The organism is Cobetia sp. cqz5-12 (genome assembly GCF_016495405.1).
Lineage (GTDB): Bacteria > Pseudomonadota > Gammaproteobacteria > Pseudomonadales > Halomonadaceae > Cobetia.
The window spans coordinates 1,296,498-1,319,560 of sequence record NZ_CP044522.1; the positions used below are offsets into that span (position 1 = coordinate 1,296,498).

19 protein-coding genes are annotated in these 23,063 nt (G+C 63.7%); 11 read left to right on the top strand and 8 right to left on the bottom strand.

Features of this window, described 5'->3' with window-relative positions; all coding sequences use genetic code 11:
- Positions 1–153: 153 nt before the first annotated feature.
- Entirely contained in the window at positions 154–1,017 is an 864-nt protein-coding gene (locus F8A90_RS05540; RefSeq protein ID WP_200019322.1) for a lipopolysaccharide kinase InaA family protein, read from the bottom strand.
- A gap of 584 nt (positions 1,018–1,601) precedes the next feature.
- Here F8A90_RS05540 and F8A90_RS05545 point away from each other — a divergent pair.
- From F8A90_RS05545 to F8A90_RS05590, 10 genes are all read left to right on the top strand, one after another.
- Positions 1,602–3,215, top strand: coding sequence for a cytochrome ubiquinol oxidase subunit I (locus F8A90_RS05545; protein ID WP_200019323.1), 1,614 nt, complete (start codon positions 1,602–1,604; stop codon positions 3,213–3,215).
- A 6-nt stretch (positions 3,216–3,221) separates the two neighbouring features.
- On the top strand, positions 3,222–4,355 hold the full coding sequence (gene cydB, locus F8A90_RS05550; RefSeq protein WP_200019324.1) for a cytochrome d ubiquinol oxidase subunit II: 1,134 nt from the start codon (positions 3,222–3,224) through the stop codon (positions 4,353–4,355).
- A gap of 169 nt (positions 4,356–4,524) precedes the next feature.
- Complete coding sequence (cydX, locus tag F8A90_RS05555) at positions 4,525–4,626, top strand: cytochrome bd-I oxidase subunit CydX (RefSeq protein ID WP_024951692.1); 102 nt, start codon at positions 4,525–4,527, stop codon at positions 4,624–4,626.
- Positions 4,627–4,685: 59 nt separating this feature from the next.
- Positions 4,686–4,991 (top strand): cyd operon YbgE family protein, encoded by a 306-nt coding sequence (locus F8A90_RS05560; protein ID WP_166019488.1) that lies wholly within the window; start codon positions 4,686–4,688, stop codon positions 4,989–4,991.
- A 554-nt stretch (positions 4,992–5,545) separates the two neighbouring features.
- Positions 5,546–6,676: a glycosyltransferase family 2 protein gene (locus tag F8A90_RS05565; RefSeq protein WP_233593455.1), complete on the top strand. Its 1,131-nt coding sequence runs from the start codon at positions 5,546–5,548 to the stop codon at positions 6,674–6,676.
- The gene (locus F8A90_RS05570; protein WP_200019325.1) at positions 6,666–7,100 is read left to right on the top strand and encodes a GtrA family protein; all 435 of its coding nucleotides are present in this window, start codon (positions 6,666–6,668) and stop codon (positions 7,098–7,100) included. The genes F8A90_RS05565 and F8A90_RS05570 overlap by 11 nt, the downstream gene beginning before the upstream one ends.
- Entirely contained in the window at positions 7,097–8,296 is a 1,200-nt protein-coding gene (locus F8A90_RS05575; protein ID WP_200019326.1) for a hypothetical protein, read from the top strand. The genes F8A90_RS05570 and F8A90_RS05575 overlap by 4 nt, the downstream gene beginning before the upstream one ends.
- A complete protein-coding gene (locus tag F8A90_RS05580) occupies positions 8,271–8,966 on the top strand; it encodes a hypothetical protein (RefSeq protein WP_166019491.1) in 696 nt (231 codons plus the stop codon). Before F8A90_RS05575 ends, F8A90_RS05580 begins: the two co-directional genes overlap by 26 nt.
- 206 nt (positions 8,967–9,172) lie before the next feature.
- Entirely contained in the window at positions 9,173–10,012 is an 840-nt protein-coding gene (locus F8A90_RS05585; RefSeq protein ID WP_233593456.1) for a mechanosensitive ion channel family protein, read from the top strand.
- A gap of 144 nt (positions 10,013–10,156) precedes the next feature.
- The gene (locus tag F8A90_RS05590; protein ID WP_200019327.1) at positions 10,157–12,037 is read left to right on the top strand and encodes a glucosyltransferase domain-containing protein; all 1,881 of its coding nucleotides are present in this window, start codon (positions 10,157–10,159) and stop codon (positions 12,035–12,037) included.
- Positions 12,038–12,167: 130 nt separating this feature from the next.
- Here F8A90_RS05590 and putP read toward each other — a convergent pair whose 3' ends face one another.
- From putP to F8A90_RS05610, 4 genes are all read right to left on the bottom strand, one after another.
- On the bottom strand, positions 12,168–13,649 hold the full coding sequence (gene putP, locus F8A90_RS05595; RefSeq protein WP_166019493.1) for a sodium/proline symporter PutP: 1,482 nt from the start codon (positions 13,647–13,649) through the stop codon (positions 12,168–12,170).
- A gap of 463 nt (positions 13,650–14,112) precedes the next feature.
- Positions 14,113–17,292, bottom strand: coding sequence for a bifunctional proline dehydrogenase/L-glutamate gamma-semialdehyde dehydrogenase PutA (putA, locus tag F8A90_RS05600; protein ID WP_200019893.1), 3,180 nt, complete (start codon positions 17,290–17,292; stop codon positions 14,113–14,115).
- Between the two features lie 734 nt (positions 17,293–18,026).
- The gene (locus F8A90_RS05605) at positions 18,027–18,785 is read right to left on the bottom strand and encodes an AraC family transcriptional regulator (RefSeq protein ID WP_200019328.1); all 759 of its coding nucleotides are present in this window, start codon (positions 18,783–18,785) and stop codon (positions 18,027–18,029) included.
- A complete protein-coding gene (locus tag F8A90_RS05610; RefSeq protein ID WP_166019495.1) occupies positions 18,785–19,150 on the bottom strand; it encodes a hypothetical protein in 366 nt (121 codons plus the stop codon). Before F8A90_RS05610 ends, F8A90_RS05605 begins: the two co-directional genes overlap by 1 nt.
- A 200-nt stretch (positions 19,151–19,350) precedes the next feature.
- On the opposite strand from F8A90_RS05610, the gene F8A90_RS05615 reads away from it, so the two are divergent.
- On the top strand, positions 19,351–20,016 hold the full coding sequence (locus F8A90_RS05615) for a helix-turn-helix domain-containing protein (RefSeq protein WP_200019329.1): 666 nt from the start codon (positions 19,351–19,353) through the stop codon (positions 20,014–20,016).
- A gap of 113 nt (positions 20,017–20,129) precedes the next feature.
- Here the strand turns inward: F8A90_RS05615 and F8A90_RS05620 are convergent, their stop codons facing one another.
- The 3 genes from F8A90_RS05620 to F8A90_RS05630 are packed head-to-tail and all read right to left on the bottom strand — an operon-like array spanning position 20,130 to position 23,061.
- The gene (locus F8A90_RS05620) at positions 20,130–21,650 is read right to left on the bottom strand and encodes a tripartite tricarboxylate transporter permease (protein ID WP_166019497.1); all 1,521 of its coding nucleotides are present in this window, start codon (positions 21,648–21,650) and stop codon (positions 20,130–20,132) included.
- Positions 21,650–22,087: a tripartite tricarboxylate transporter TctB family protein gene (locus F8A90_RS05625; protein WP_200019330.1), complete on the bottom strand. Its 438-nt coding sequence runs from the start codon at positions 22,085–22,087 to the stop codon at positions 21,650–21,652. Before F8A90_RS05625 ends, F8A90_RS05620 begins: the two co-directional genes overlap by 1 nt.
- Complete coding sequence (locus F8A90_RS05630) at positions 22,087–23,061, bottom strand: Bug family tripartite tricarboxylate transporter substrate binding protein (RefSeq protein WP_233593457.1); 975 nt, start codon at positions 23,059–23,061, stop codon at positions 22,087–22,089. The genes F8A90_RS05625 and F8A90_RS05630 overlap by 1 nt, the downstream gene beginning before the upstream one ends.
- Positions 23,062–23,063 lie beyond the last annotated feature (2 nt).

The following is a 23,063-nucleotide window of genomic DNA, read 5'->3' on the forward strand; positions in this document are numbered from 1 at the left end:
AGGGAAGTTTAATGTCTCATGAGTGAGACTTCCCATGACGCATTTGAGCGACATCGCCATTCACTATTGCGCAAGGTGACCAAGACCTTGGTCGCATGCCGTGCGCGAGGTTAGTACTCACTACGTCAAAGATCATCGCCGGGCTCTGCAGGCTCAGTGACGCTTGCGTGCGGCGCGTGCTTCCAGCTGTTCCAGCCACTGACTGACCTCGGTGCTCTGTGCGTCTGCATCACGATAGACGGCAAGAAATTGTCGCCATTCATCGTGCTGCCAGCCCTTCAGGCGGCGCCACAGCACGTAGAGATCGCGCAGGCACTCGTGGCGGCGCAGCACGAAGCGGCGCGTCTTCTCGAGGTCGATGATGACGGCGTCCATCTGCCAGGTGCTGTCCGGCGACTCACTCGGCGGGCGACTGAGGAAGAGGTGCTTGGGAAACAGGCAGCCATGCATCAGGCCAGCCTGATGTATCTCGCGAACGAGGCGGGCGCTGGCGGTGATGACCTGAGAGCGCATGCCGGCATCGAGTTCCGCCCAGCGTTCATGCCAGTGATCCAGATCATCGCGCCCGGCGAGATCGAAGGTGATCAGGATGGCGCGCCACTCCCGGCCTGCGCGCCGCTCGCCGTACCAGCCGGCGTCCACTGACGGGATCCCCCGCGCATGATAGTGACGGATGGCGCGCCATTCACGGGAAAAGGTCGGTTCGCCCAGCGGGCGCGCCAGGCTGCGGGCCAGGTGGTTGGTCTGGCGCTTGAGATAGAGGCGATGACTGTTGCCGTGCTCATCCTCGAGCGTCAGCAGCGAGACCGTCGAGACGCCGCCGCGTTCACGATTTGGCGCGTCGACGTCGTGGGCTGCCACTTGCCACAGGGCATCGAAGCTATTGAGGTCGTGCTGCTCCAGCAGGCGGGCAAGCCCGGCTTCGCAGTAATCGCGGTGGCCGCGCGGCGCCGTGGCGCTGGGGCTGGTAGTGCCGGTGTGACCAGCAGGGGGATGAGTGGGGGAGCGATGCGTCATGTCAGGTAGGAATCACGGTCTCGGGTGATAGGCGGTAGCGTTCACTGGCAATCCTTGTCGGTGAGCGCTGCGATGACTGGCCATGATAGTTAGCCTGCTGGGGAAGTGACAGGTCTGCAGCACAAAACTCTCCTTCCCACCGCGGCAATGGCGGGAGGGCGTGATGGCTTTCTGCGCAGCGCCTGGCGCCGCTCGGGTGCGCCAGTTGGTCGCAGCGTGGCGCGACGTCGCAGTGTGGTCGATGGTCGCAGCGCGCACGCAGGTGCGCAGAGTCAGCGTTGAGATGGTGCCAGGCCAGTGATGCCCGTTGCTTCAGCATCCATGCGGCTTGCAGCGGAGTTATCCAGTGACGACAGGCACTTGGCGGAGGTGACGAGTGCGACATTCGCCCGGTGAGTGCGACAACCTGACATCTGGAGACTGGCGCGGGAGGGTAGACAATGCCGACCAAGGTCTTGGTGCCACGGTGCCATTGCCTGTGTGCTTGCCGGCGAGAGTCGGCCTGATGTGTCCCCCGACGTCGGTGGCAAGCGCATGCAGGGACGGCAGCCTGACCGTCCGCCTTATCGCAAAGGGGTTAAGACATGATCTCCGATACCGTCGTGGAGCTGTCGCGGTTCCAGTTCGGCATGACCGCGCTCTACCACTTCCTGTTCGTACCATTGACCATCGGCATGGCCTTCCTGCTGGCCATCATGGAATCCCTGTATGTCATGACCGGCAAGCAGGTCTACCAGGACATGACCAGGTTCTGGGGCAAGCTGTTCGGTATCAACTTCGCCCTCGGTGTGGCCACGGGCCTGACGATGGAATTCCAGTTCGGCACCAACTGGGCCTACTACTCGCATTACGTCGGTGACATCTTCGGTGCGCCGCTGGCCATTGAGGGCCTGGTGGCCTTCTTCCTCGAGTCCACCTTCGTCGGCCTGTTCTTCTTCGGCTGGGACCGCCTGACCAAACGCCAGCACCTGATGGTGACCTGGCTTGTGGCCTTCGGCTCCAACTTCTCGGCACTGTGGATCCTGATCGCCAACGGCTGGATGCAGAACCCGGTCGGTGCGACCTTCAATTTCGAGACCATGCGCATGGAGCTGACCAGCTTCGCGGATGTCATCTTCAATCCGGTCGCCCAGGCCAAGTTCGTGCATACCGTGTCGGCAGGCTATGTGACCGGCGCCATGTTCGTGCTCGGCATCAGCGCCTTCTACCTGCTCAAGGGGCGTGATCTGGGCTTTGCCAAGCGCAGCTTCGCGATCGCCGCCGCCTTCGGCCTGTTCTCGGTGGCCTCCGTGATCGTGCTGGGCGATGAGTCCGGCTACGAGGTCGGGGATGTCCAGAAGGCCAAGATGGCCGCCATCGAGGCGATGTGGGAAACCGAGCCGGCGCCGGCGTCCTTCACGCTGATCGGCCTGCCCAACGAGGAGACCCAGCACACCGATTACGGCATTCATATTCCGTACGTGATGGGCCTGATCGGCACGCGCTCGCTGGATACCGAGATTCCCGGTATCAAGGAGCTGACCGAGGAGCACCGCGGACGCATCGTCAATGGCATGCAGGCCTATGATCTGCTCCAGCAGCTGCGTGATGGCCAGGACGACATCGCGACCCGCAAGGCCTTCGATGCGGTCAAGGATGATCTCGGTTACGGCATGCTGCTCAAGCGCTATGTCGAGACGCCATCAGATGCCACGCCGGAGATGATCGACAAGGCCGCCGCCGATTCCATTCCGCCGGTCGCGCCGATGTTCTTCTCGTTCCGCATCATGGTGGCGTGTGGCATGGCGATGCTGGTGATCTTCATTGCCGCCGTGTGGATGACCGCCAAGCATCGCTTCGACGTGCGTCCCTTCCTGTGGATCTGCCTGCTGTCGATCCCGCTGCCGTTCATCGCCGTGGAAACCGGCTGGTTCGTGGCCGAGTTCGGGCGTCAGCCGTGGGCGGTGGGGGAGATCCTGCCGACCTTCATGGCGGCCTCGAGTCTGGATGAGTCGGATCTGTGGTGGTCCATCGGTGGCTTCCTGGCCTTCTACAGCCTGTTCTTCGTCATCGAGATGTGGCTGATGTTCCACTTCGCGCGCAAGGGACCGTCTTCCCTGCACACCGGTCGCTATCACTTCGAGCGTACCGGCGCGAGCACCTCTCTGAGCGAACAGGACGGCATGGCGCTCAATCCTTCGCTGTCATTCAAGGAGTAACGGATCATGTGGGATTACGAGATCCTCAAGCTGTTCTGGTGGGTGGCGGTCGGGCTGCTGCTGATCGGCTTCGTCATCACCGATGGCATGGACATGGGCGCGGCGATGCTGATGCCGCTGGTAAGCCGCAATGACAGCGAGCGCCGCGTGGTGATCAATACCCTGGCCCCGCACTGGGACGGCAATCAGGTATGGCTGGTCACCGCCATCGGCGCGGTGTTCGCGGTGTGGCCGGTGGTCTACGGCGCCGTGTTCTCCAGCTTCTATTTCGCGATGCTGACCATCCTGTTCTCGCTGTTCTTCCGCCCGCTGGGTTTTGACTATCGCTCCAAGCTCGAGCACACCCAGTGGCGTGGCTGGTGGGACCGCGGCATTGTCGCCGGCAGCCTGATTCCCACCGCCTTCTTCGGGTTGATCTTCGGCAATCTGCTGCAGGGCGTGCCGCTGGAAGTCGATCAATTCATGCGTGCCAGCTACGACGGCAGCTACCTGGGCCTGTTCAATCCCTTCGCGTTGCTGTGTACGGCACTGTCCATCGTGATGGTGATGCTGCATGGCGGCACCTGGCTGGTGGCACGTGCCGATGAGGCCGTCGCCGCACGCAGTGCGCGTATTGTGCAGCCGCTGGGCCTGCTGACCCTGGGGCTGTTCGGTCTTGGGGGGCTGTGGGTGTGGTTGTCCGGCATGGGCTACAGCATCGATCAGATGGGGGATACCGGCACGGCGCTTCAGCTACTGGACAAGCAGGTCGGGCCGGGCAGCTGGCTGGATGTCTATGCACGTGAGCCGCTGACGCTGCTGGCACCGCTCAGCGCGGTCGCCGGTGTGCTGGCCGCGATGGTGCTGTCGGCTCGGCGCAAGGGCGGCGCGGCCTTCACGGCAAGCTCCGTCGGGGTAGGGGGGGTGGTCGCCACCGCGGGCATCAGCATGTTCCCGTTCATCGTGCCGTCCTCGCGCATGAGCGAGGCCAGCCTGACGCTGTGGGATTCCGTTTCCAGCGAGCTGACGCTCTCCATCGTCACCGTGGCGGGGCTGATGATGGTGCCGACCATCATCCTCTACACCACCTGGTGCTACGTGAAGATGTGGCGTCGCGTCACCGTCGCGCACATCGAGCAGGACGGTCACAGCCTCTACTGAGGTGCGCTGACCTGACCTGAAGTTGTGCTGACCTGAGTTGTGCTGACCTGAATTGGCCTGGCCTGGCCTGGCCTGAATTGAGTTGAGTTGAGTTGAGTTGAGCTAGCTGGGCCAATTGCTTCCATTTGCCAAACAGGCGAGGGCAGTGCCCTCGCCAGGAGACGACACCATGTGGTATTTCGCCTGGATTCTCGGTGTGTTGCTGGCCTGCTTCGCGGGCATCATCAATGCATTGTGGCTTGAGCAGACCCACACCTTTGACGATGATTGAGTGAGGCGGCCCCCAACGTTGCTTCTGCGCCGCTGACCGTTCCGATCAAGGAGAGCTCGATGTCACGACCCTGGTACGCCTCACGACCACCGGCCTGGTGCCGAACTCGACCTGCCCATCTGGCCTCGCTGCTGCTGTCTGCCATGGTGGCCATCTGGATGCTGCTGGGGCCGGATGCGATCGCCTCGATGCAGACAGGGCCGCGCTATCTGATGTTGCTGATCGCGTTGTGGGGGCTGGGCGCCGGCTTCACGCATGGCGTCGGCCTGGTGCCGCGCCACGCGACTCGCGCCTGGCTGCTGGGGGCGCCGCTGAGCTGGTGTCTGCTGCTCATCACGCTGGTGACTCTCGCGTCCAGTCAGTAACGCGATTGCGCAGGCGCTTTGCATTGCGCTCCTGTTCATGGTGATTCTGTTCATTGCGACTCCTGTCATGGCACGAGCAAGCACGGCCGCTCCCCGGAGCGGCCGTGCCTGTTGATGGCTGATGTCATGATTCAAGGGGCATGGCTTGCGAGCCCTTGTGTGATTCAGGCTTTACTTGATGAGGTCGCAGGCTCTATAACGCAGCGAGGTTGCGACGCGCTCACCGACCCGCGCAGATCGCTCTCGCAGACCGCTCTCGCAAGCTCTTGCCGGCCCTCGCAGGCCCTTGCCGATTCCTGACGCTGCTCGGGGCCTTTCACGATTCTTGCCGCTGGCAGGCCCGTTCGTGCTGGCGGCTCAGCATTGACGCTGCGTTGTATTCGTCGCCCTCGGCCCCAAGAGGTAATAAAGCGGAGGGAGAAGAGGCGCCGATCAAGAGGAGGAGCGTGTCTGGTAAGCGTTGGTGCAGCACTTGTGTCCTCTTCTCTCCCACCTTGTCAGATGATGATGCCCTGGCGTGCAGGAATGACGGGGCTCTCGATGGAGGAAATACCATGCGGTCCTCAGCTGATGCATCCTGCGGCCAGGCGTCTGGCAAGCAGTCCTCGACCTCGTCGGGGCATATTCCCCGCGACATGTCGCGCCGCCTTTCCGGCGACTGGGTCTTGTCATTGGTGGTGCCGGTGATGAATGAGGAGGAGACCATCGGTCTCTTTCTGGAGGCCATCGAGAAGACCCTGGGCTCGCAGGTACCGCATCTTGAAGTGCTGTTCGTCGATGATGGCTCGACCGACGGTACCCTGGCGTGTCTGGAGGCCGCGGCGGCCGGCGATGCTCGCGTGCGTTACCTGAGTCTGACGCGCAATTTCGGCAAGGAAGCGGCCATGTCCGCCGGGATCGAGCAGGCGCGTGGCGATGCCGTCGTGCCGATGGATGTCGACCTGCAGGACCCGCCGGAGGTAATCCTCGAGTTCATCAGCCAATGGCAGGCCGGCTATGACATGGTCTATGGCGTGCGCGCCGCGCGCGATGAGGACACCGCCACCAAGCGCAAGACGGCTGGCTGGTTCTACCGCGTCTTCAATCGCCTGACCTTCACCGAGATACCGCGCGATGCGGGCGATTTCCGCCTGCTGGATCGCCGTGTCGTCGAGGCGCTGCGGCGCCTGCCCGAGCGCAACCGCTTCATGAAGGGTCTGTTCTCGTGGCCTGGCTATCGCTCGGTGGGCGTCACCTACCAGCGCCCGTCGCGCACGGCCGGCACCACCAAGTTCAACTACTGGAAGCTGTGGAACTTCGCCCTCGATGGCGTGGTGAGCTTCTCGACCTGGCCGCTACGGGTCTGGACCTATATCGGCAGTGTCGTCGCCGCCATGTCTTTCCTCTATATCCTGGTGATCATCAGCAAGACCGTGCTGTTCGGCGCCGATGCGCCGGGCTATGCCTCTCTGATGGTCGCGATCCTGTTCTTCGGCGGCATGCAGCTGATCTCGATCGGCGTGCTGGGCGAATACCTCGGTCGTCTGTTTATGGAAACCAAGCAGCGTCCGCTTTACCTGATCGACCATGACAGCTTGCACGACAGCCCGCAGGGCAGCGTGTCACCGGACAGGGGGCTTGACAGTGGTCTGAGCACTGCGCGAGTCGTGCGCGGTGCGGCGCGAGGTGAATCACTTGAGCGCTGATCGTGAGGGCGTCACCGAGACTGACAGGCCAGTCGCTGCGCGCGCCAGGGAGGAGGCGGGCACCGCGACTCGTTTCGGGCTGGTCGGGCTGGCCGCGACGGGAGTTCACCTGGGCGTTGCTGCCTTGCTGCTGTTCCTGTGGCCGCAGCTCAATGAGTTCATCGCCAATATCATTGCCTTCTGCGTGGCGTTTCAGGTCTCACTGGTCGGCCATCGCCGGCTGACCTTCAAGCGCCAGGGCAGTGCCTGGCGCTTCGGACTGGTCGCGGCGGGCGGCTTTGCGCTCAACAATGGCCTCTTGGCACTGTTGATGCAGGGGTTGGATCTGTCGGGCTTCGTCGCCATCGCGATCGCAACGCTCTCGGTGCCGATCGTGACCTATCTGGCCTCACGGCTGTGGGCCTTCAAGGAAGACCATGCATGAATGACAGCGTCACCGCAGGACCGCGCTCGACGCTGGGAGAGCGCCTCAAGACACTGGCGGCCGAGACGCCGCCCCCCTCTGAGGCACTCGCGCGGGCACAGGCCGTGCGTATCCCCTGGGGACACATCCTGCTGGCGTTGCTGGTGACGCGCGCAGTCTGGCTCGCCATCGCGCTGTGGGGCGATCACAGCTATCTGCACGCCATGGCGCAGTTCGATGGCAGCTGGTTCAAGGGCATCATGACGCGCGGCTACGATGTCGAGGCGCGCGGCATGAGCGATGGCGACGCCGCCAACTGGGCGTTCTTTCCGCTCTATCCGGTGCTGCTGTGGCTGGTGACACTGGGCGGTCAGCTGGACCCCGAACTGATGGGCGTGCTCTTGAGCAATGCCCTGCTGGCCGTCGCGTTGGGGCTGGGCTGTCGTTATCTGGCCATCACGCGTCCCGGCGCGCCGTTGCTGCTGTTCGTGTGGCTGGCGGCCAGCATGCCCTACAGTTTCTACTTCAGTGCGCTCTATTCCGAGTCCCTTTTCTGGCTGCTGTGTCTGGCGTCATTGATCGACTGGCGCTGTCAGCGCACCGGCCGCGTCATGCTGTGGACCTTCCTGCTGTCGATGACACGCGCCACCGGGGTGTTCTGGGTCATCGCGATGGGGATCGAGCTTGTGGCGCGCCTGCGCCTGCGCGCCTTCGCCGAGCTGTGGCGGCGGTCCGATTGGCTGCTGATCGGCGTGGTAGGACCATTGGGGCTGTTTCTGTTCATGGCGCTTCTTTATCACCGCACGGGCGACGCGCTGGCCTTCAGCCATGTGCAGATTTCCTGGGGCCGTGAGATGGGCAACCCCCTCGCCAACCTCATTGAAGGGCTGAGCTACTGGCAGAGCGTACCGGAGACGCTGCGTCCGGCGTGGCAGGCGAGCATGGCACTGGTCGGTGTCGGTCTGATCGGCTGGCTGGGCCTGCAGCGGCGCTGGCTGGAGATGGGGCTGGCGGGTTTCACGCTTCTCATACCGCTGGCGACCGGGTTGGACGCCATTCCGCGCTACATGATCGGCATGCCGGTGTTCGTGCTGGCCTTGCATGACCTGCTCACTCGTCTGCCACGCACGCTGGCCTGGGGCCTGGTCATGCTGGGCGCGCTCGCTAATCTCTGGCTGGTGGAGAACTGGTATGACACCGTCTTCTGGCTTGTCTGATGCGCTGTATGGCGCGCCACGGCCACGGCGCAGTCAGCGGGGTTGGTGGCTGCTGGCCACCGTCGTGGTGCTGGCCTTCGAACTCACCCTGCTGTGGCTGGCGCGCACGCCCAAGGTCGATGAGCACTACCGGCGTTACTTCATCGAGCATGCCACCACCTGTTATCGGCCGATGGGCGAGGTGCCGGTACTGACGCCGGGTGAGCGCTACCCCATCCGCAAGGGCGAGCCGCTGGGCAATTGCGGCGTGCTGTGGGCCGGTTTCTACTCGCCCAAGCAAGACGTGCCGGTCAGTGCGCGGCTGGCGGAGGTCACGCTGCGCCTGCGGGTCGCGCCCGATGTCTCACCGGCAGGCTCGCAGGCCGTGGTCGTGGCGCTTGAGCTGTCACGCTTTCCGGATTCGGCCGCCGCACAGCCGGTGGAAGTCATGATCGGGGAGCAGACCGTCACGCGTTGGCCAGTGGGCGGCCGTTATGAGCGCTTCGAGGTCGAGGTGCCCGCCGCGCTGATCGCAAGCGATGGCAGCTTCAGCCTGACCCTCAAGGGGCCGCCGCCCATCGCGCCACGCGATGCGGGTCTGGATGCCAACAAGTTTCCCGTGGGCCTGCGCCTGGACGCGCTGACGCTGCGCTCGCCGCTGGGACTGACGCCCGCTCGAGCGCAGCCCTGAATGGATGAATGGCCTGGCAGGCACGCTGCTTCAGCGGCAAGAGCACTGACGTGACGCCAATAGTCAGGTAAATTGTGCGCGCGTGAATACCCAATGATCCGTTCGGCCGAGTGCCTGTGCGTCCCCGGCGCACGCCTCGTGCCCTATAACGATAAAGCACCCGGTAGTCTGCTGACTGCCATGCAAGGGCTGCTCAAGGAGTTGTCGTGGAATTTTTGAATGCCATTCCCATGGATACCAGTCAGCTGTTCGAGATAGGGCTGCAATGGGGCGGAACCCTGCTGTCGGCGCTGGCTGTGCTGGTCTTCGGCATGTGGGTCGCCAAGCGTCTGACCCAGTGGGCGACCTCGCTGCTGCACCGCAAGAGCATGGACGAGGCGGCGGCCGGTTTCGTCGGTCAGATCGCCTACGCCATTCTGGTCGTCATGGTGCTGCTCACCGCCCTGGACCAGCTCGGTGTGGATACCACCTCCATGATCGCTGCGCTGGGTGCGGCGGGTCTGGCGATCGGTCTGGCGCTGCAGAGCTCGCTGTCCAATCTGGCCTCCGGCTTCCTGCTGGTCACGCTGCGTCCGTTCAAGAAGGGCGATTACGTCGAAGCCGCCGGGACCTCCGGTAGTGTCGATCAGATCACCATGCTGCAGACCCGCCTGGTGACGCCGGACAATCGCAAGGTCACCGTGCCGAACTCCAGCGTCATGTCCAACACCATCACCAACTACTCGGCGCTGCCGACGCGTCGTCTGGACCTGGTCGTCGGTGTCAGCTATGACGACGACATCCGTCAGGTCAAGGCGGTGCTCGAGGAGCTGGTCGCCGGTGACGAGCGCATCATGAAGGAGCCGTCCTACCTGATCGCCGTGGCGGAACTGGCCGACAGCTCGGTCAACTTCAACTTCCGCATGTGGTGCAAGGCCTCCGACTACTGGGCGCTGAAGTGGGACATGACCGAACGCATCAAGCTGACCTTCGATGAGCGCGGCATCAGCATTCCCTATCCGCAGCGCGATGTGCACTTCCATCAGGCCAGCACGCCGGCCGAGTAACTTACGCATCACGTATGCAGGTCGACAACGCCACCCTTGGGTGGCGTTTTTCATGGGCTTTCGTCGGGGCATTCCATCGCGCCCCGAGTCAGGTACTCTCGACGTCATCCGTCCTGCGTGTCGTTCTGATCGGGAGTCCAGTGCATGACAAGGTCGCAGTCGTTGTCCCAAGCGTGTGATGCCGCTGATGTCAGGCGACGTCAGGCATGGCGCATTCTGCTTGCCAGTCTCGTAGTGATCGGCCTCGGGCTTGTGCCATTGATCGCCACGCACGCGCTGTATCTGGATGACATGAGTCGTGCGCTGGATGGCTATTTCGGCTGGATGCTCAATGCGCGCCCGGCCGCCGAGGGCATCATGCGCCTGCTGGGCTTCGGCGATGTGCTGGTCAATATCGCGCCCTTGCCGCAACTGGCAGCCTGGGGGCTGGCGGCGGGCATGGCGCTGGCCTGGTGGCGATGGCTGCCGGGGCTTTCGCTGGTGGGCTGCGTAGCGGGCAATGCGCTGATCTGGCTGACGCCCTTCACCCTGCAGAATTTCAGCTATGTCTTCGACAGCCTGCCGATGAGCGTGGCGCTGGCCAGTGCCATACTGGCCAGTCTCGTGTTGCGTCCTGGCGGGAAAAGCGGGGTAGAGGGAGAGCCAGCCGGAGGGATAAGCGAAGGGCGAGGCCCATGGCCAGTCTGGCAGCCACCGCTGAGCGCCTTGCTGCTGTTGTTGCTGGCGCTGTGCTGCTATCAACCGGCCCTGAATGCCTTTCTGGTGCTGAGCCTGCTCGAAGCCCTGTTCGCGGGTGCTGCCAGCACGTCGCTGTGGTCGCGCTGGCGGATGCTGTTGCAGCGTGGGACGCTGGCCTTCGTCGCCTTGCTGCTCTATCTGCCCATCACGCGCCTGCTGGTGGCGGGCGAATACAGTCAGCAGCATGGCCAGATGCTGCCCTTCGCTGACCCTCAGGCCTTGCTGGCGGGACTCGAGCACAACCTGACTGTGGTGCTGGGCGCGCTGCGTGAGGGGCTGGGGCAGGTCACGCTGCTGCTCAGTCTGTTACTGCTGGTCGGGGTGGCGCTGTTGCGACTCCTGCCTCGTGGCGCGCCTGTGCGTCAGGTAGAAGCCGCTGGCGCACCCGAGGGCAGGTCTCGCTCGACGCGCCAGCTATCCCTGCAGCGCATGAGCTGGGCCCTGTGGGCGCTGCTGCTGGTTCCTGCTCTGTGGGGGCCGATGCTGTTGCTGGCCGAGCCGGTATTTCATTCGCGCACCCTGATCGCCTGGGGGCCGCTGCTGGGTGGCGCCCTGATGCTGGCTCAGAGTACGAGTGAGAGTGTGAGTGCGAGCACGGAAGCAAGCGCAACGCAGAGCATGACTGAAGCGGCCGACACGCAGCGCAAGACACCTGTCCGGCGGCGTCTGACGCAGTGCCCTTTGAAGCAGTGTCTGTTGATCGTCGCCGGCCTGTTGCTGGTGCGCCATGTGGTGATCTTCGCCGCCTGGAGCAATGCGCTGGCCGCCCAGCAGGCTCATGAAACGCAGCTGGCTCGCACGCTGGTGGCTCAGGCGCGGGAGCAGGGCCTGCCGCTGGACTCGCCCCGCGACGCCGAGCGCTATCAGTCGCGCGATGCCTTGCCGGTACTGGTGCTGGGCGAGGCGCCAGTGGCGCCGCTGGCGCGAGTCGCCCGCCAGCAGGTGGCGGCTGTGGGCCAGAATCTGGTCGCCGCCTTCACGCCCGACAACTACTGGGCCGTGGTACGGCTGCGCCTGGCAGGCGCCAGCGCGGTGACCTTGCTGCGCGACGAGGCGCTCAAGGCACGCCTGCGAGCGCATTCGTCTTGTGCGCCGAGCGATGCTGTCAGTCAGTCCTCCGATCAGCCCACCAGTCAGCCTACCGGTCAGTCCTCAGCCCCTTCATCCGTTCAATCTCAAGCTCTGTCGCAAGTGCAGTCTCAAGTGCAATCGCCAGCGCTGTCACTGCAAGAGGGCGTCTGGGTGATCGATTTTCGCAAGCCTCGCCAATGTGATCAGGCCATATGAGAAAGCCATGACAGCGTGAGTCAGTGAGGACCAGTTGCCATGAACGACAACGCCGCCCCGAGGGGCGGCGTTGTCGTATTCCCGATATGAACGGCAATACAGGCGTCAACAGTGTCTTGTCACACCTCGATCAGGCGTGGTTCTCGACCTTGTCGAATTCCGTGGTGATGTCATCAGCCGGTGCTGCGCTCATGATGCTGACCACGTAGATGGCGATGTAGGCGAAGATGACGCCCGGCACGATCTCGTAGAGATCGAAGATGCCACCGGACAGCTGCTTCCAGACCACCACGGTCACGCCACCGACGATGATGCCGGCCAGCGCGCCGAAGCGGTTCATGCGACGCCAGTACAGCGACATGATCAGAGCGGGGCCGAAGGCGGCACCGAAGCCGGCCCAGGCGTAGGACACCAGACCCAGCACGCTGGAGTTCGGGTCAAGCGCCAGGATCCAGGCGATGATGGCGATACCGACCACCGCGAAGCGACCGACCCACACCAGCTCGGACTGGGTCGCATCCTTCTTGAACAGCGCCTTGTAGAAGTCATCGGCCAGCGCAGAGGACGACACCAGCAGCTGGGAGTCAGCGGTGGACATCACGGCAGCCAGGATGGCGGCCAGCAGCACGCCGGCAACCGCCGGGTGGAAGATGAAGTTCACCATGACCATGAAGATCTTCTCGCTGTCGGCCAGGTCCTTCGGCACGTAGACGAGACCCAGCAGGCCGATGCAGATGGCCGCGAACAGACCCAGTGCGGACCAGACGACGGCGATGGTGCGTGCGGTACCGACGTCCTTCTCGCTGCGGATGGCCGCGAAGCGCGCCAGGATGTGCGGCTGACCGAAGTAGCCCAGACCCCAGGCCAGTGAAGAGATGATGCCGACCAGCGTCAGCGCTTCGCCGGTGGAGGCGTCACGGAACCATTCCAGCAGCAGCGGGTTCTCGGCGGTGATGCGCGAGGTCGCTTCTGCCACGCCACCCATGTCGGTGAGTGCCACGATGGGCACCACGATCAGGGCAGCGGCCATCATCAGGCCCTGGATGAGGTCAGTCCATGACACGGCGAGGAAGCCGCCGAAGAAGGTGTAGGACACGATGGCGATGGTACCGACGGTCACGGCGATGGTGTAGTCGAGGCCGAAGACGGTCTCGAACAGCTTGCCACCTGCCACCAGACCGGAGCTGGTGTAGAAGAGGAAGAACAGCAGGATGAAGACGGCCGAGATGACGCGCAACATCTTGGAGTTGTCACGGAAGCGTTTCTCGAAGTAATCCGGCAGCGTCAGCGAGTCGCTGGCGATGAAGCTGTAGATACGCAGGCGCTTGGCGACGATCAGCCAGTTGAGCCAGGTACCGGCCAGCAGACCGATGCCGATCCAGGCAGCGGACAGGCCGCTGAGGTAGGCAGCGCCGGGCAGACCCAGCAGCAACCAGCCGGACATGTCAGACGCACCGGCGGAGATGGCGGACGTCCAGGGGCCCAATGAGCGGCCACCCAGGATGTAATCCGACATGTTGGAGGTGCGCTTGTAGGCCAGCAGGCCAATGCCGAGCATCACCGCCAGATAGATAGCGAACGTGATGAGTATGGTGGGGCTGTTATCGACCATCGTGGAGTAAATCCTTTGCATTTATTGTTGTCGGACGGCGAGCGTCGTGATGATTCACTGCCAGTGACGGTTCCTGTCAGACCGTCGCCGGGAGTCCTGCGTCATGCATCGAACGTCCTTCGAGGGCCATGTCGCGGCGGCTCTCGCAAGTTCCTGCCAATCTTGTACGTTCAGACTAGCGCATAAACGAATCTTCTGACGTTCATCCGTCCCCGCATATTGCCGTCGAGTCAAAAGGAAAAACGGCAACGGACACCGCAGGGCACGAGCATGAGGGGCCAGTCGCTGGCGATTCATGTCCGTGGGCGTCCCTGTCGGTGTCCGGGGCAGACGACGGCTTGCTCGCCGTCATCCACTGGGCATCGTCCTGATGCCCTGTCACCTGGCTACCTCATGCACGTCCAGCATGCAGTCTTCCGCCAGGCATGACCTCTGCTGCTGCCGCGAGAGCAGGTAGCGTCGGTCATTCGTCGCCCATGGCGAGAAGAGACGCGTTGCCGCCGAGAGCCGTGGTGTTGACGGTACGGGTCTTCTCGGTAGCGAAGCGGTGCAGGTAGTGCGGGCCGCCGGCTTTCGGGCCAGTACCAGAGAAGCCCTGACCACCAAACGGCTGTACACCCACCACAGCACCGATGATATTCCTGTTGACGTAGACATTACCAACACGAATTTTCTGTGCAACGGCATTAGCAAAACTTTCGTTTCGCGAATGCACGCCGAAGGTCAGGCCGTAGCCGAGGCCATTGATGGTATCGATGACCTTGTCCACTTCGCCGCCTTTCCAGGTCGCGATGTGCAGTACCGGGCCGAACTGCTCGCTTTCCAGGCTATCGATGCCGTCGATGCGCAGGGCGATCGGCGCGACGAAGGTGCCGTGCTCGGTGATGGTCTTGTCGACGGCGGCTTCGGCGATCACGCGGCCCTGGCTGCGATATTCCTCGATGTGCTTGAGCAGACCGGCACGCGCCTCCTCGTCGATGACCGGGCCGACGTCGGTGCCCAGGTCACGCGGGTCGCCGATCTTCAGCTCGTCCATCGCGCCCTTTAGCAGGCTGATGACGCGCTCGGCGACGTCTTCCTGCACGTAGAGCACACGCAGGGCGGAACAGCGCTGACCGGCACTCTGGAAGGCGGACTGCACCACGTCATTGACGACCTGCTCCGGCAGGGCGGTGGAGTCGACGATCATGGCGTTGAGGCCACCGGTCTCGGCGATCAGCGTCGGCAGCGGGGCGTTTTCACGCGCGGCCAGCGAGCGGTTGATGATCTGCGCGGTCTGGGTGGAGCCGGTGAAGCACACGCCAGTGATGCGCGGGTCGCTGGACAGCACGCTGCCCACGGTCGGGCCATCCCCCGGCAGCAGCTGGACGACATCGTGCGGCATGCCGGCTTCGCGCAGCAGCTCGACCACCCGGTGAGCGACCAGCGAGGTCTGCTCGGCGGGCTTGGCGACCACGGTGTTGCCGGTGACGGCGGCGGCGACCATCTGGCCGCAGAAGATCGCGACCGGGAAGTTCCACGGGCTGATGCAGGCGAAGACACCCTTGCCACCGAGCATGATCTGGTTGTGCTCGCCGGTCGGGCCCTGCAGCTCGGTCGGCTCGGCGAAGTCGGCACGCGCACGGTTGGCGTAGTAGCGGCAGAAGTCGACCGCTTCACGGATCTCGGCGATGCCGTCGGTCAGAAGCTTGCCACCCTCGCGGGAGCACAGGGTCATCAGCTCGGCGGTGTGGGTTTCCATCAGGTCACCGAAGCGCTCGAGAATCGCGGCGCGTTCCTCGACCGGCGTCTGTTCCCAGCGCGGGAAGGCAGCCCAGGCGGCGTCGATGGCCCTGGAGGCTTCCTCGGCACTGGTCCACTGCACATGGCCCAGGGTGTCACGACGGTCGAATGGGCAGGTCACGGCCTGACGACGCTCGGCATTGACCTCGACCTCGAAGGCCAGCTGCGGACGCACGTCGTAAGTGGTGTCCATGTGCGTGGCCATCTCGTCGATCAGCGGCTGATACTGGCTATTGATGTTCAGATTGATGCCCCGTGAATTCAGGCGGTCTGCGCCATAGATGTTCGGCGGCAGCGCGATGCGTGGGTTGTGATAGGTCTTGTACTGGTTGAGCGTGACCACCGGGTGGGTGCACAGGCTCTCGACCGGCACGCGCGGGTCGACCAGCTGGTGAACGAACGAGGAGTTGGCACCGTTCTCCAGCAGGCGACGCACCAGATACGGAAGCAGGTCCTTGTGCGCGCCGACCGGCGCATAGATACGGCACCAGGTCCCCTTGGGGGCGCGCTTGAGCGCGGCTTCATACAGGGCTTCGCCCATGCCGTGCAGACGCTGGAATTCGAACTGACGTGTCTCGCCGGCGTTGGCCACATCCAGGATGGTGCTGATGGTGTGGGCATTGTGGGTGGCGAACTGCGGGTAGATGCGGCCGCGAGTGTTCTCGGACAGCAGGAAGCGCACGCAGACCAGGTAGCTGACGTCGGTGGAGGCCTTGCGGGTGAACACCGGATAGCCTTCGACACCCAGTTCCTGGGATTCCTTGATCTCGCTGTCCCAGTAAGCGCCCTTGACCAGACGCAGCGGAATCTCGTCGCCTTGCAGGTCGGCGATGCGATTCAGGTACTGCAGGGTCGGCAGGGCACGCGTCGAGTAGGCCTGCACGACGAGGCCGAACTTGCCCCAGCCGCGGCAGGTGTCGCTCTCGTAGACGGCGCGGAACACTTCCAGCGAGATCTCGAGGCGATCGACTTCCTCGGCATCGATGGTGATGGCGACGTTCAGTTCACGGGCGATGGCGGCCAGTTCACGCACGCTTGCCACCAGCTCTTCCAGCACCTGCTCACGACGGCCAAATTCATAGCGCGGGTGCAGGGCGGACAGCTTGATGGAGACGGACGGTGACGGGGTGCCTTCCTTCAGCTTGCGCGAGGTGTCGCCGACGGTGCGGATGGCACGGGCGTAGTCGTCGAAATAGCCCTTGGCGTCGGCACGCGTGCAGGCCGCTTCGCCCAGCATGTCGTAGGAGTAGGTGTAGCCCTTGTCGAACAGCGGCTGGGAGCGCTTGAGCGCTTCCTTGATGTCACGGCCCAGCACGAACTGCTTGCCCATCACCTTCATCGCCTGGTACATGGCGCGGCGGATGACCGGCTCGCCGAGACGGTTGACCATGCGGTTGATGAAGGTGGCCGGTTTGCCGTCACCCTTGGGCAGATCCATCTTGATGACGTTGCCGGTCATCAGAAGGCCCCAGGTGGAGGCGTTGACGAACCAGGACTCGCTCTGGCCCAGGTGGGACTTCCAGTCGGCCACGCCGAGCTTGTCCTCGATCAGCGCATCGGCGGTTTCCTTGTCCGGAATGCGCAGCAGCGCTTCGGCCAGGCACATCAGCAGCACGCCTTCCTGGGTGTCGAGGCTGTACTGCTGCAGCAGCTCGTCGATGGAATCGACGGCGGTATCCATGGTGCGAATCTCGCGCACCAGCTCGGCCGTCTTGTCGCCGATGCGCCTGGCATCCTTGTCTTCGGCGTTCAGCAGCCCGACCAGCTCGCTGACGTAGGCGCTTTCATCGACCAGGTAGTGGTCGCTGACGCGCGCGAACAGCGCCTCCGGAGACTGCTGCCAGGTGCTGGCGGCCAGCATCTGGTCACTGCGCAGGATGTTGTCCTTGAGCACATTGCCCTTGAGCACCCCTTGCTTGCCGTTTGTCGAGGACTGGGGGGACGTGGCTGTGGACGTGGCCGAGGCGATCGCGGCATTCACTGCACTGGACTGATCGGAGGGAGTGGAGGTGGTCATGGTGCGAACCCCTTGCTGCTGGGCGTCGAAGCGCCGAATGGGATTGCCGAGTCACAGCGCCGGGAGTGATGCAGAACGCATCAGAAAGCGCGACAGCGGCACGTCTGGATGTATGACTGAGAATGTAGGGTGGCGCAGGGGGGCGGGTCTTTCCAATTTCTCGGCTGCGCATGTCAAATTCACGGGCATGTCAGAAAAGTGACACGCTTCTCCGACCTTTGTCGAAGGCTGTGCCGCGAAATGACGCGATCTTGTTATACCAAGGTCGCAGAGGGTTGAAGGTGAATTGGCTTGCAGCAGACGGTGGGAGCGTCGTTGAACGGCGTGCGCCTCCCAAGGGGCGTACCTCTAAAAGGGATGTACTTCTAAAAGGTATGTCCTTCTAAAAAGGACATGCTTCCTCGAGAGGAGCATTTTTTGAGAGGGGCGTTTTGGAGAGGGTCGTTCTGGAGAGGGCTGTATTGGAGAGAGCGTTCAAAAGAGCGGCGTGTCAGAAACAAGGACGTGCAAGAGAGAAGCGAAAGCAATGGCTGGAACGCGGTTAGGCACGCGATCATCACCAGCTCCTGCCAACTCGATCAGGACTTGCGCAGTGCCGAAGGCGGGAAGCCGAGATGCTTGCGGAAGGCGTGGGAAAGGGCGCTCTGGTTGGCAAAGCCGCAGCGATCCGCGATCTGGGACAGGGAAAGCTCGCTGGTGCCCAGCAGATGGCGTGCCTCTTCCAGCCGACGGCGCAGCAGATACTGATAGGGCGAAAGGCCGGTCAGGACGCGGAAGCGCTCGCTGAAATGCTGCTCGGAGAGATGCGACTGGCGGGCAAGATCCGCCACGCTCAGGCGCTGGCCGAGATTGGCGTCGATGAAGCGGTTGAGCGCGACCAGATCCAGCTGACGGCCACTGGTGCTCAGCGCGCTCATCGGCTCTTCGATGCGGGTGTTCAGGCAGGCGAGGAAGGTGGCGGCGAGCAGATCACCCGGTGCCTGCTGGTAATCGTTGACTTCCGCGAGCATGAATTCGAGATAGCCGCGCAGGCGAGTGTCCAGCGTGAAGAAGCGCGGACGTTCGAACAGACGCTTGAGCTCGCGGTGATGGCCGGTCAGGTAGGGCGCATCATCGGGCAGGTCGAGAATCAGCTGGCGGTTCTCGCCGATGCCCGCGTAGTAATGGACATGATCGGCCGGCACGATGCAGCCGGTCAGCGGGCGAATCTCGCCGCCCTGGCCCTCGATCTCGAATTCGGCCAGGCCATCGAGGCCGATCACCAATTGGTGATAGCTGTGATCATGGTGCTCACGCAGGTTAGAGAGCGGGATCAGGCGCATCTCGCTGGCGGCCATCAGGCGCGAGTCTCCGCGACACCGGTGCGGGCACGCAGATGGCCCAGCAGCACGTTGAGCTCATCACGACCGGCGCGCGAGAACAGCGCACCGCCCTGGGCCAGCTGCCACGGCCTGGCATGGTTGTCGAAGATGCCCTGGCAGCGGCGACGCAGACTCTCCAGATACTCATCATGGCGAATCGGGTAGCCGATCACGCTGTGCCACTCGTTCTCGTTGATCTCGCCGCTGATCGCCTGGTCCAGTACGCGGGCGATATCGCTGTAGTCGGTACGAAAGCGCGGCGTACGCGACATCATCAGCATGGCCACGGTGCCGACGGTGACGATCAGGCAGACCACGAAGGTGATGATGAAGATGGACATGAGCGAACCTTGTGCGGACGTAACCGGAAATAGTGTCGTAGAGCACCATTCTACCACGCTGCACGGCCAGTATCGTCAGTGCGACAGGCGCGTCATGTTCTGTCTGTCAGAACGTTATGGCATGATTCAAGTCCATTGAGGCGGCATGGCGCACCTCGCCTGCCGGCCTCGTTCTTCACCTGCCGTGGGAGTCCCGCCGCATGGCCAATCAACGTGTGGAAGCGGTCGAGCGTGCGTTGACGCTGCTGGAAGCCTTTACCCCCGCGACGCCTCGCCTGACGCTCAATGAGCTGGCGCAGGCCAGTGGTTTCTACAAGAGCACGATCCTGCGGCTGATGGGTTCGCTTGAGCACTTCGGCTATGTGGCGCGTGACAGCCACGGCATCTATTCCATCGGCGCGGCGCTGGGGCGTTTTGCCCAACTGGCACCGGCGTTGCCGGCCCGCGAGGCTCAGCTGCGCGGCTGGTTGGCGGCGCTGAATGCTGCCAGTGGCGAGACGGCCAGCCTGATGCTGGTCGAGCATGGCCCCCAGGCCGAGGCGCGACCGGTGGAGGGCGTGACACGCCCGCGTCAGGCGATGTGCCAGTACGCGCATGTCAGCCAGTGGCCGCTGCGTCATCAGCTGGAGGAAGGCGAGCTGGTCGATGAGGCGCTGTCCGCCTTGCTGCAGCAGTGTGTCGACAGTGGCGAGATCGAGACCGGCGAAGCCGCCGGCCTGTCGGTAGCCGCGCTGGCGGTCAGCGTCGCCCAGCATCACGACGAGGGGCTGGCACCGGCGGAAGTCATCGTGCTCAGTGGCCCGACGGCGCGCCTGACGCCTGCCCAGGCCCACCACCTGCTCACGCAGTGGCAGCAGGGCGACTGACTAGGCGACTCGCCAGTGACACGTTGTGGGAAGCTCTGAAATGACGACGCCCCCGTCGGGAAACCGGCGGGGGCGTCGTGTCTTGCGGGTCGCTTGCCATGCAAGCGCCTGGATCAGGCGTCAGTGGCAGCCTTGGCGGCACTCATGCGGCGACGCAGGATGGGGCCGACGATCACCGGCAGCAGCAGACCGGCGATGGCGATGCACCACAGGGTCACGGCTAGCGGGCTGCCGATCAGGATGGTCCAGTCGCCGTCGGACAGCTGCATGGCGTGACGCAGGTTCTTCTCCATCTCCGGCCCCAGCAGCATGCCGAGAATGACAGGCACCAGCGGGATATCCAGCTTGCGCAGGAAGTAGCCGGCGACCCCGAAGGCGACCATGAAGTACAGGTCGAAGGTCGAGTGGCTGATGGAGTAGATGCCCACGAAGGCGACCATGGTCACCACCGGCAGCAGGTACTTGGGCGGCACGGACAGCAGCTTGACGAAGATGCCGACCATCGGGATGTTCATCAGCAGCAGGATGACGTTACCGATCAGCAGCGCCGCGATCACGCCCCACACGATGTCGCCGTGCTGGGTGAACATCAGCGGGCCCGGGGTGATGTTGAGCGAGATCAGCATCGCCAGCAGTACCGCCGTGGTACCGGAGCCCGGCACGCCCAGCGTCAGCATCGGCACCAGCGCGCCAGAGGCGGCACCGTTGTTGCCGGCTTCCGGGGCGGCCACGCCGCGCGGGTCACCTTCACCGAAGTTGCCCTTCTTGCCGACGACCTTCTTCTCCAGGGTATAGCTGATGAAGCTGCCCAGCGACGCACCGGCACCCGGCAGTACGCCGGAAATGAAGCCCAGCACGCCACCGCGGAAGGAGGTCGGTAGGATGGCGACGATATCCTTCAGCTTCAGGGTCATCTTGTTCATGGCGATCATCGGCTTGCCTTCACCGGCATGCTGCTCGATGAAGAACAGCAGCTCCGAGATGGCGAACAGACCGACGATGGCGATGATGAAGTCGATGCCCTCGAACAGCTCCAGCACATCGAAGGTGTAGCGCTGGGTGCCGGTAGAGGCATCGATGCCGACCGTGGCGATCATCAGGCCGATGGCGGCTGCCATGATGGTCTTGACCGGATTCTTGCCGGTGATGCCGCCCAGGGTCGCGAAGGCCAGCACGAACAGCGCGAAGTATTCCGCCGGACCGAAGGTCAGCGCGAAGCTGGCCAGCCACGGCGCCATCACGATCAGGCCGATGGTGGCGATCAGGCTGCCGATGAAGGAGGCGATCGCCGAGATGGCCATCGCTTCGGCGGCCTTGCCTTTCTGGGCCATCGGATAGCCATCGAGACAGGTCATCATCGCCGGCTCATCGCCCGGGATGTTGAGCAGGATCGAGGAGATGCGCCCGCCGTACATGGCGCCGGCGTAGACCGAGGTCAGCAGGATCAGCGAGGTTTCCGGGCTCAGGCCCAGGGTGAAGGCCAGCGGAATCAGGATGGCCACACCATTGGCCGGGCCCAGGCCCGGCAGCGCGCCGATCAGGGTGCCCAGGAAGGCCCCCAGCACGGCGAACATCAGATTCTCTGGCTGCAGGGCGATGCCGAAGCCCTGCATCAAGAAGCCAAGACTTTCCATTACGCCACCTCCAGGATGCCCAGCGGCAGTGGTAGCTCAAGCACGAAGTTGAACAGGGCGAAGACGACGATGCCGCCGATCAGGCCTGTCACGTAAGCGCGAACCGGCTTGGAGCCCATGCGCCAGCACAGGGTGCCGACAGCGAGGGTGGTCGTGACGGTGAAGCCCAGCGGCTCAAGCAGTGCGGTATAGAGGCACAGGATGACGATGGCCAGCACCATCTCGGCGCCGGTGCGGCTCCACGGCCATTGCTGGTCCGGGTCGGGGCGCATGATCAGATACAGGCTGCTCAGCGCCAGCACGATCGAGAGTACCGTGGGGAAGGTTTCGGGCCCGATGGACTCGGCCCCGCCGAAGGGTTCGGGGAACTGCTGGGCACCCCAGCCGTACGCGACGGCCAGGGTGAGCATCAGCAGACCAAAGATGCGGTCATTCATCAGCGAATCAGCCCAATGTCCTTGGAGAGCGTCTGGATGTCCTTGATCTGCGCCTTCACGAAGGCATCAAACTCGGCACCCGATTTGTGGAACGGCATCAGGCCGCTCTTGGTCATCACGTCTTTCCATTCTTCGCTTTCATAGACGCTGTCCAGCGTGGTGGTCCAGTACTGCTCGGCATCGTCGCTGACGCCGGCCGGGATGTAGAAGCCGCGCCAGTTGGGGGCGACGGCATCGATGCCCTGTTCGCGAGCGGTCGGCACGTCAGCCAGCTTGCCCGGCAGGCGCTCTTCTGAGAGCACGGCCAGCACCTTCAGGTCGCCGGATTCCATGAAGCCCTGAATCTCGGAGATATCACCGGTGAAGGCCTGCACGTGGCCGCCGACGACCTGGGTGATGGCTTCGCCGCCGTTGTTGTAGGACAGGTAGGAGACCTTGGGCAGGTTCTCGACATCGGCTGCCTGGGCGGCGATCAGCACCTTGAGGTGATCCCAGCCACCTGCGGCACTGCCGCCGGCGAACTTGACGGATTTCGGGTCTTTCTTCAGCGCGTCCATCACCTCGCTCAAGGTGTTGTACGGCGAATCCTTGGAGACGGCGATGGCGCCGTAGTCCGCGCCCAGTGCGCCGATCCACTCGACCTGGTCCTGATTCATGCCCGGGAACTGGCCCTGGGCCAGACGGGTGGTGGTCGCGGTGGAGGCGGCCACCAGCAGCTGTTCGTCACCGGCGCGCTTGGAGACGGTGTGCGCGAAGGCGACGCCGCCACCGGCACCGGCCATGTTGATGGTCTGCACGTTGCCCGGCACGAAATCGAGTTCAGACAGGATCTTGCCGACGCTGCGGCAGGTGAAGTCCCAACCGCCGCCCGGGTCAGCCGGGGCGATGCAGTCAACCTTGCCTTTCGGTTCGAAGGCGAAGGCCTGGGCGGACATGGCGGTGACCACCGCAGCTGTCAGGAGTTTGAGTGTCATAT

Excerpts from the sequence above, each read along its gene's own strand:
- F8A90_RS05540 (WP_200019322.1), bottom strand. The coding sequence starts at position 1,017 with ATGACGCATCGCTCCCCCACTCATCCCCCTGCTGGTCACACCGGCACT.
- F8A90_RS05545 (WP_200019323.1), top strand. The coding sequence starts at position 1,602 with ATGATCTCCGATACCGTCGTGGAGCTGTCGCGGTTCCAGTTCGGCATG.
- cydB (WP_200019324.1), top strand. The coding sequence starts at position 3,222 with ATGTGGGATTACGAGATCCTCAAGCTGTTCTGGTGGGTGGCGGTCGGG.
- cydX (WP_024951692.1), top strand. The coding sequence starts at position 4,525 with ATGTGGTATTTCGCCTGGATTCTCGGTGTGTTGCTGGCCTGCTTCGCG.
- F8A90_RS05560 (WP_166019488.1), top strand. The coding sequence starts at position 4,686 with ATGTCACGACCCTGGTACGCCTCACGACCACCGGCCTGGTGCCGAACT.
- F8A90_RS05565 (WP_233593455.1), top strand. The coding sequence starts at position 5,546 with ATGCGGTCCTCAGCTGATGCATCCTGCGGCCAGGCGTCTGGCAAGCAG.
- F8A90_RS05575 (WP_200019326.1), top strand. The coding sequence starts at position 7,097 with ATGAATGACAGCGTCACCGCAGGACCGCGCTCGACGCTGGGAGAGCGC.
- F8A90_RS05580 (WP_166019491.1), top strand. The coding sequence starts at position 8,271 with ATGACACCGTCTTCTGGCTTGTCTGATGCGCTGTATGGCGCGCCACGG.
- F8A90_RS05590 (WP_200019327.1), top strand. The coding sequence starts at position 10,157 with ATGACAAGGTCGCAGTCGTTGTCCCAAGCGTGTGATGCCGCTGATGTC.
- putP (WP_166019493.1), bottom strand. The coding sequence starts at position 13,649 with ATGGTCGATAACAGCCCCACCATACTCATCACGTTCGCTATCTATCTG.
- putA (WP_200019893.1), bottom strand. The coding sequence starts at position 17,292 with ATGCTGGCCGCCAGCACCTGGCAGCAGTCTCCGGAGGCGCTGTTCGCG.
- F8A90_RS05605 (WP_200019328.1), bottom strand. The coding sequence starts at position 18,785 with ATGGCCGCCAGCGAGATGCGCCTGATCCCGCTCTCTAACCTGCGTGAG.
- F8A90_RS05610 (WP_166019495.1), bottom strand. The coding sequence starts at position 19,150 with ATGTCCATCTTCATCATCACCTTCGTGGTCTGCCTGATCGTCACCGTC.
- F8A90_RS05615 (WP_200019329.1), top strand. The coding sequence starts at position 19,351 with ATGGCCAATCAACGTGTGGAAGCGGTCGAGCGTGCGTTGACGCTGCTG.
- F8A90_RS05620 (WP_166019497.1), bottom strand. The coding sequence starts at position 21,650 with ATGGAAAGTCTTGGCTTCTTGATGCAGGGCTTCGGCATCGCCCTGCAG.
- F8A90_RS05625 (WP_200019330.1), bottom strand. The coding sequence starts at position 22,087 with ATGAATGACCGCATCTTTGGTCTGCTGATGCTCACCCTGGCCGTCGCG.
- F8A90_RS05630 (WP_233593457.1), bottom strand. The coding sequence starts at position 23,061 with ATGACACTCAAACTCCTGACAGCTGCGGTGGTCACCGCCATGTCCGCC.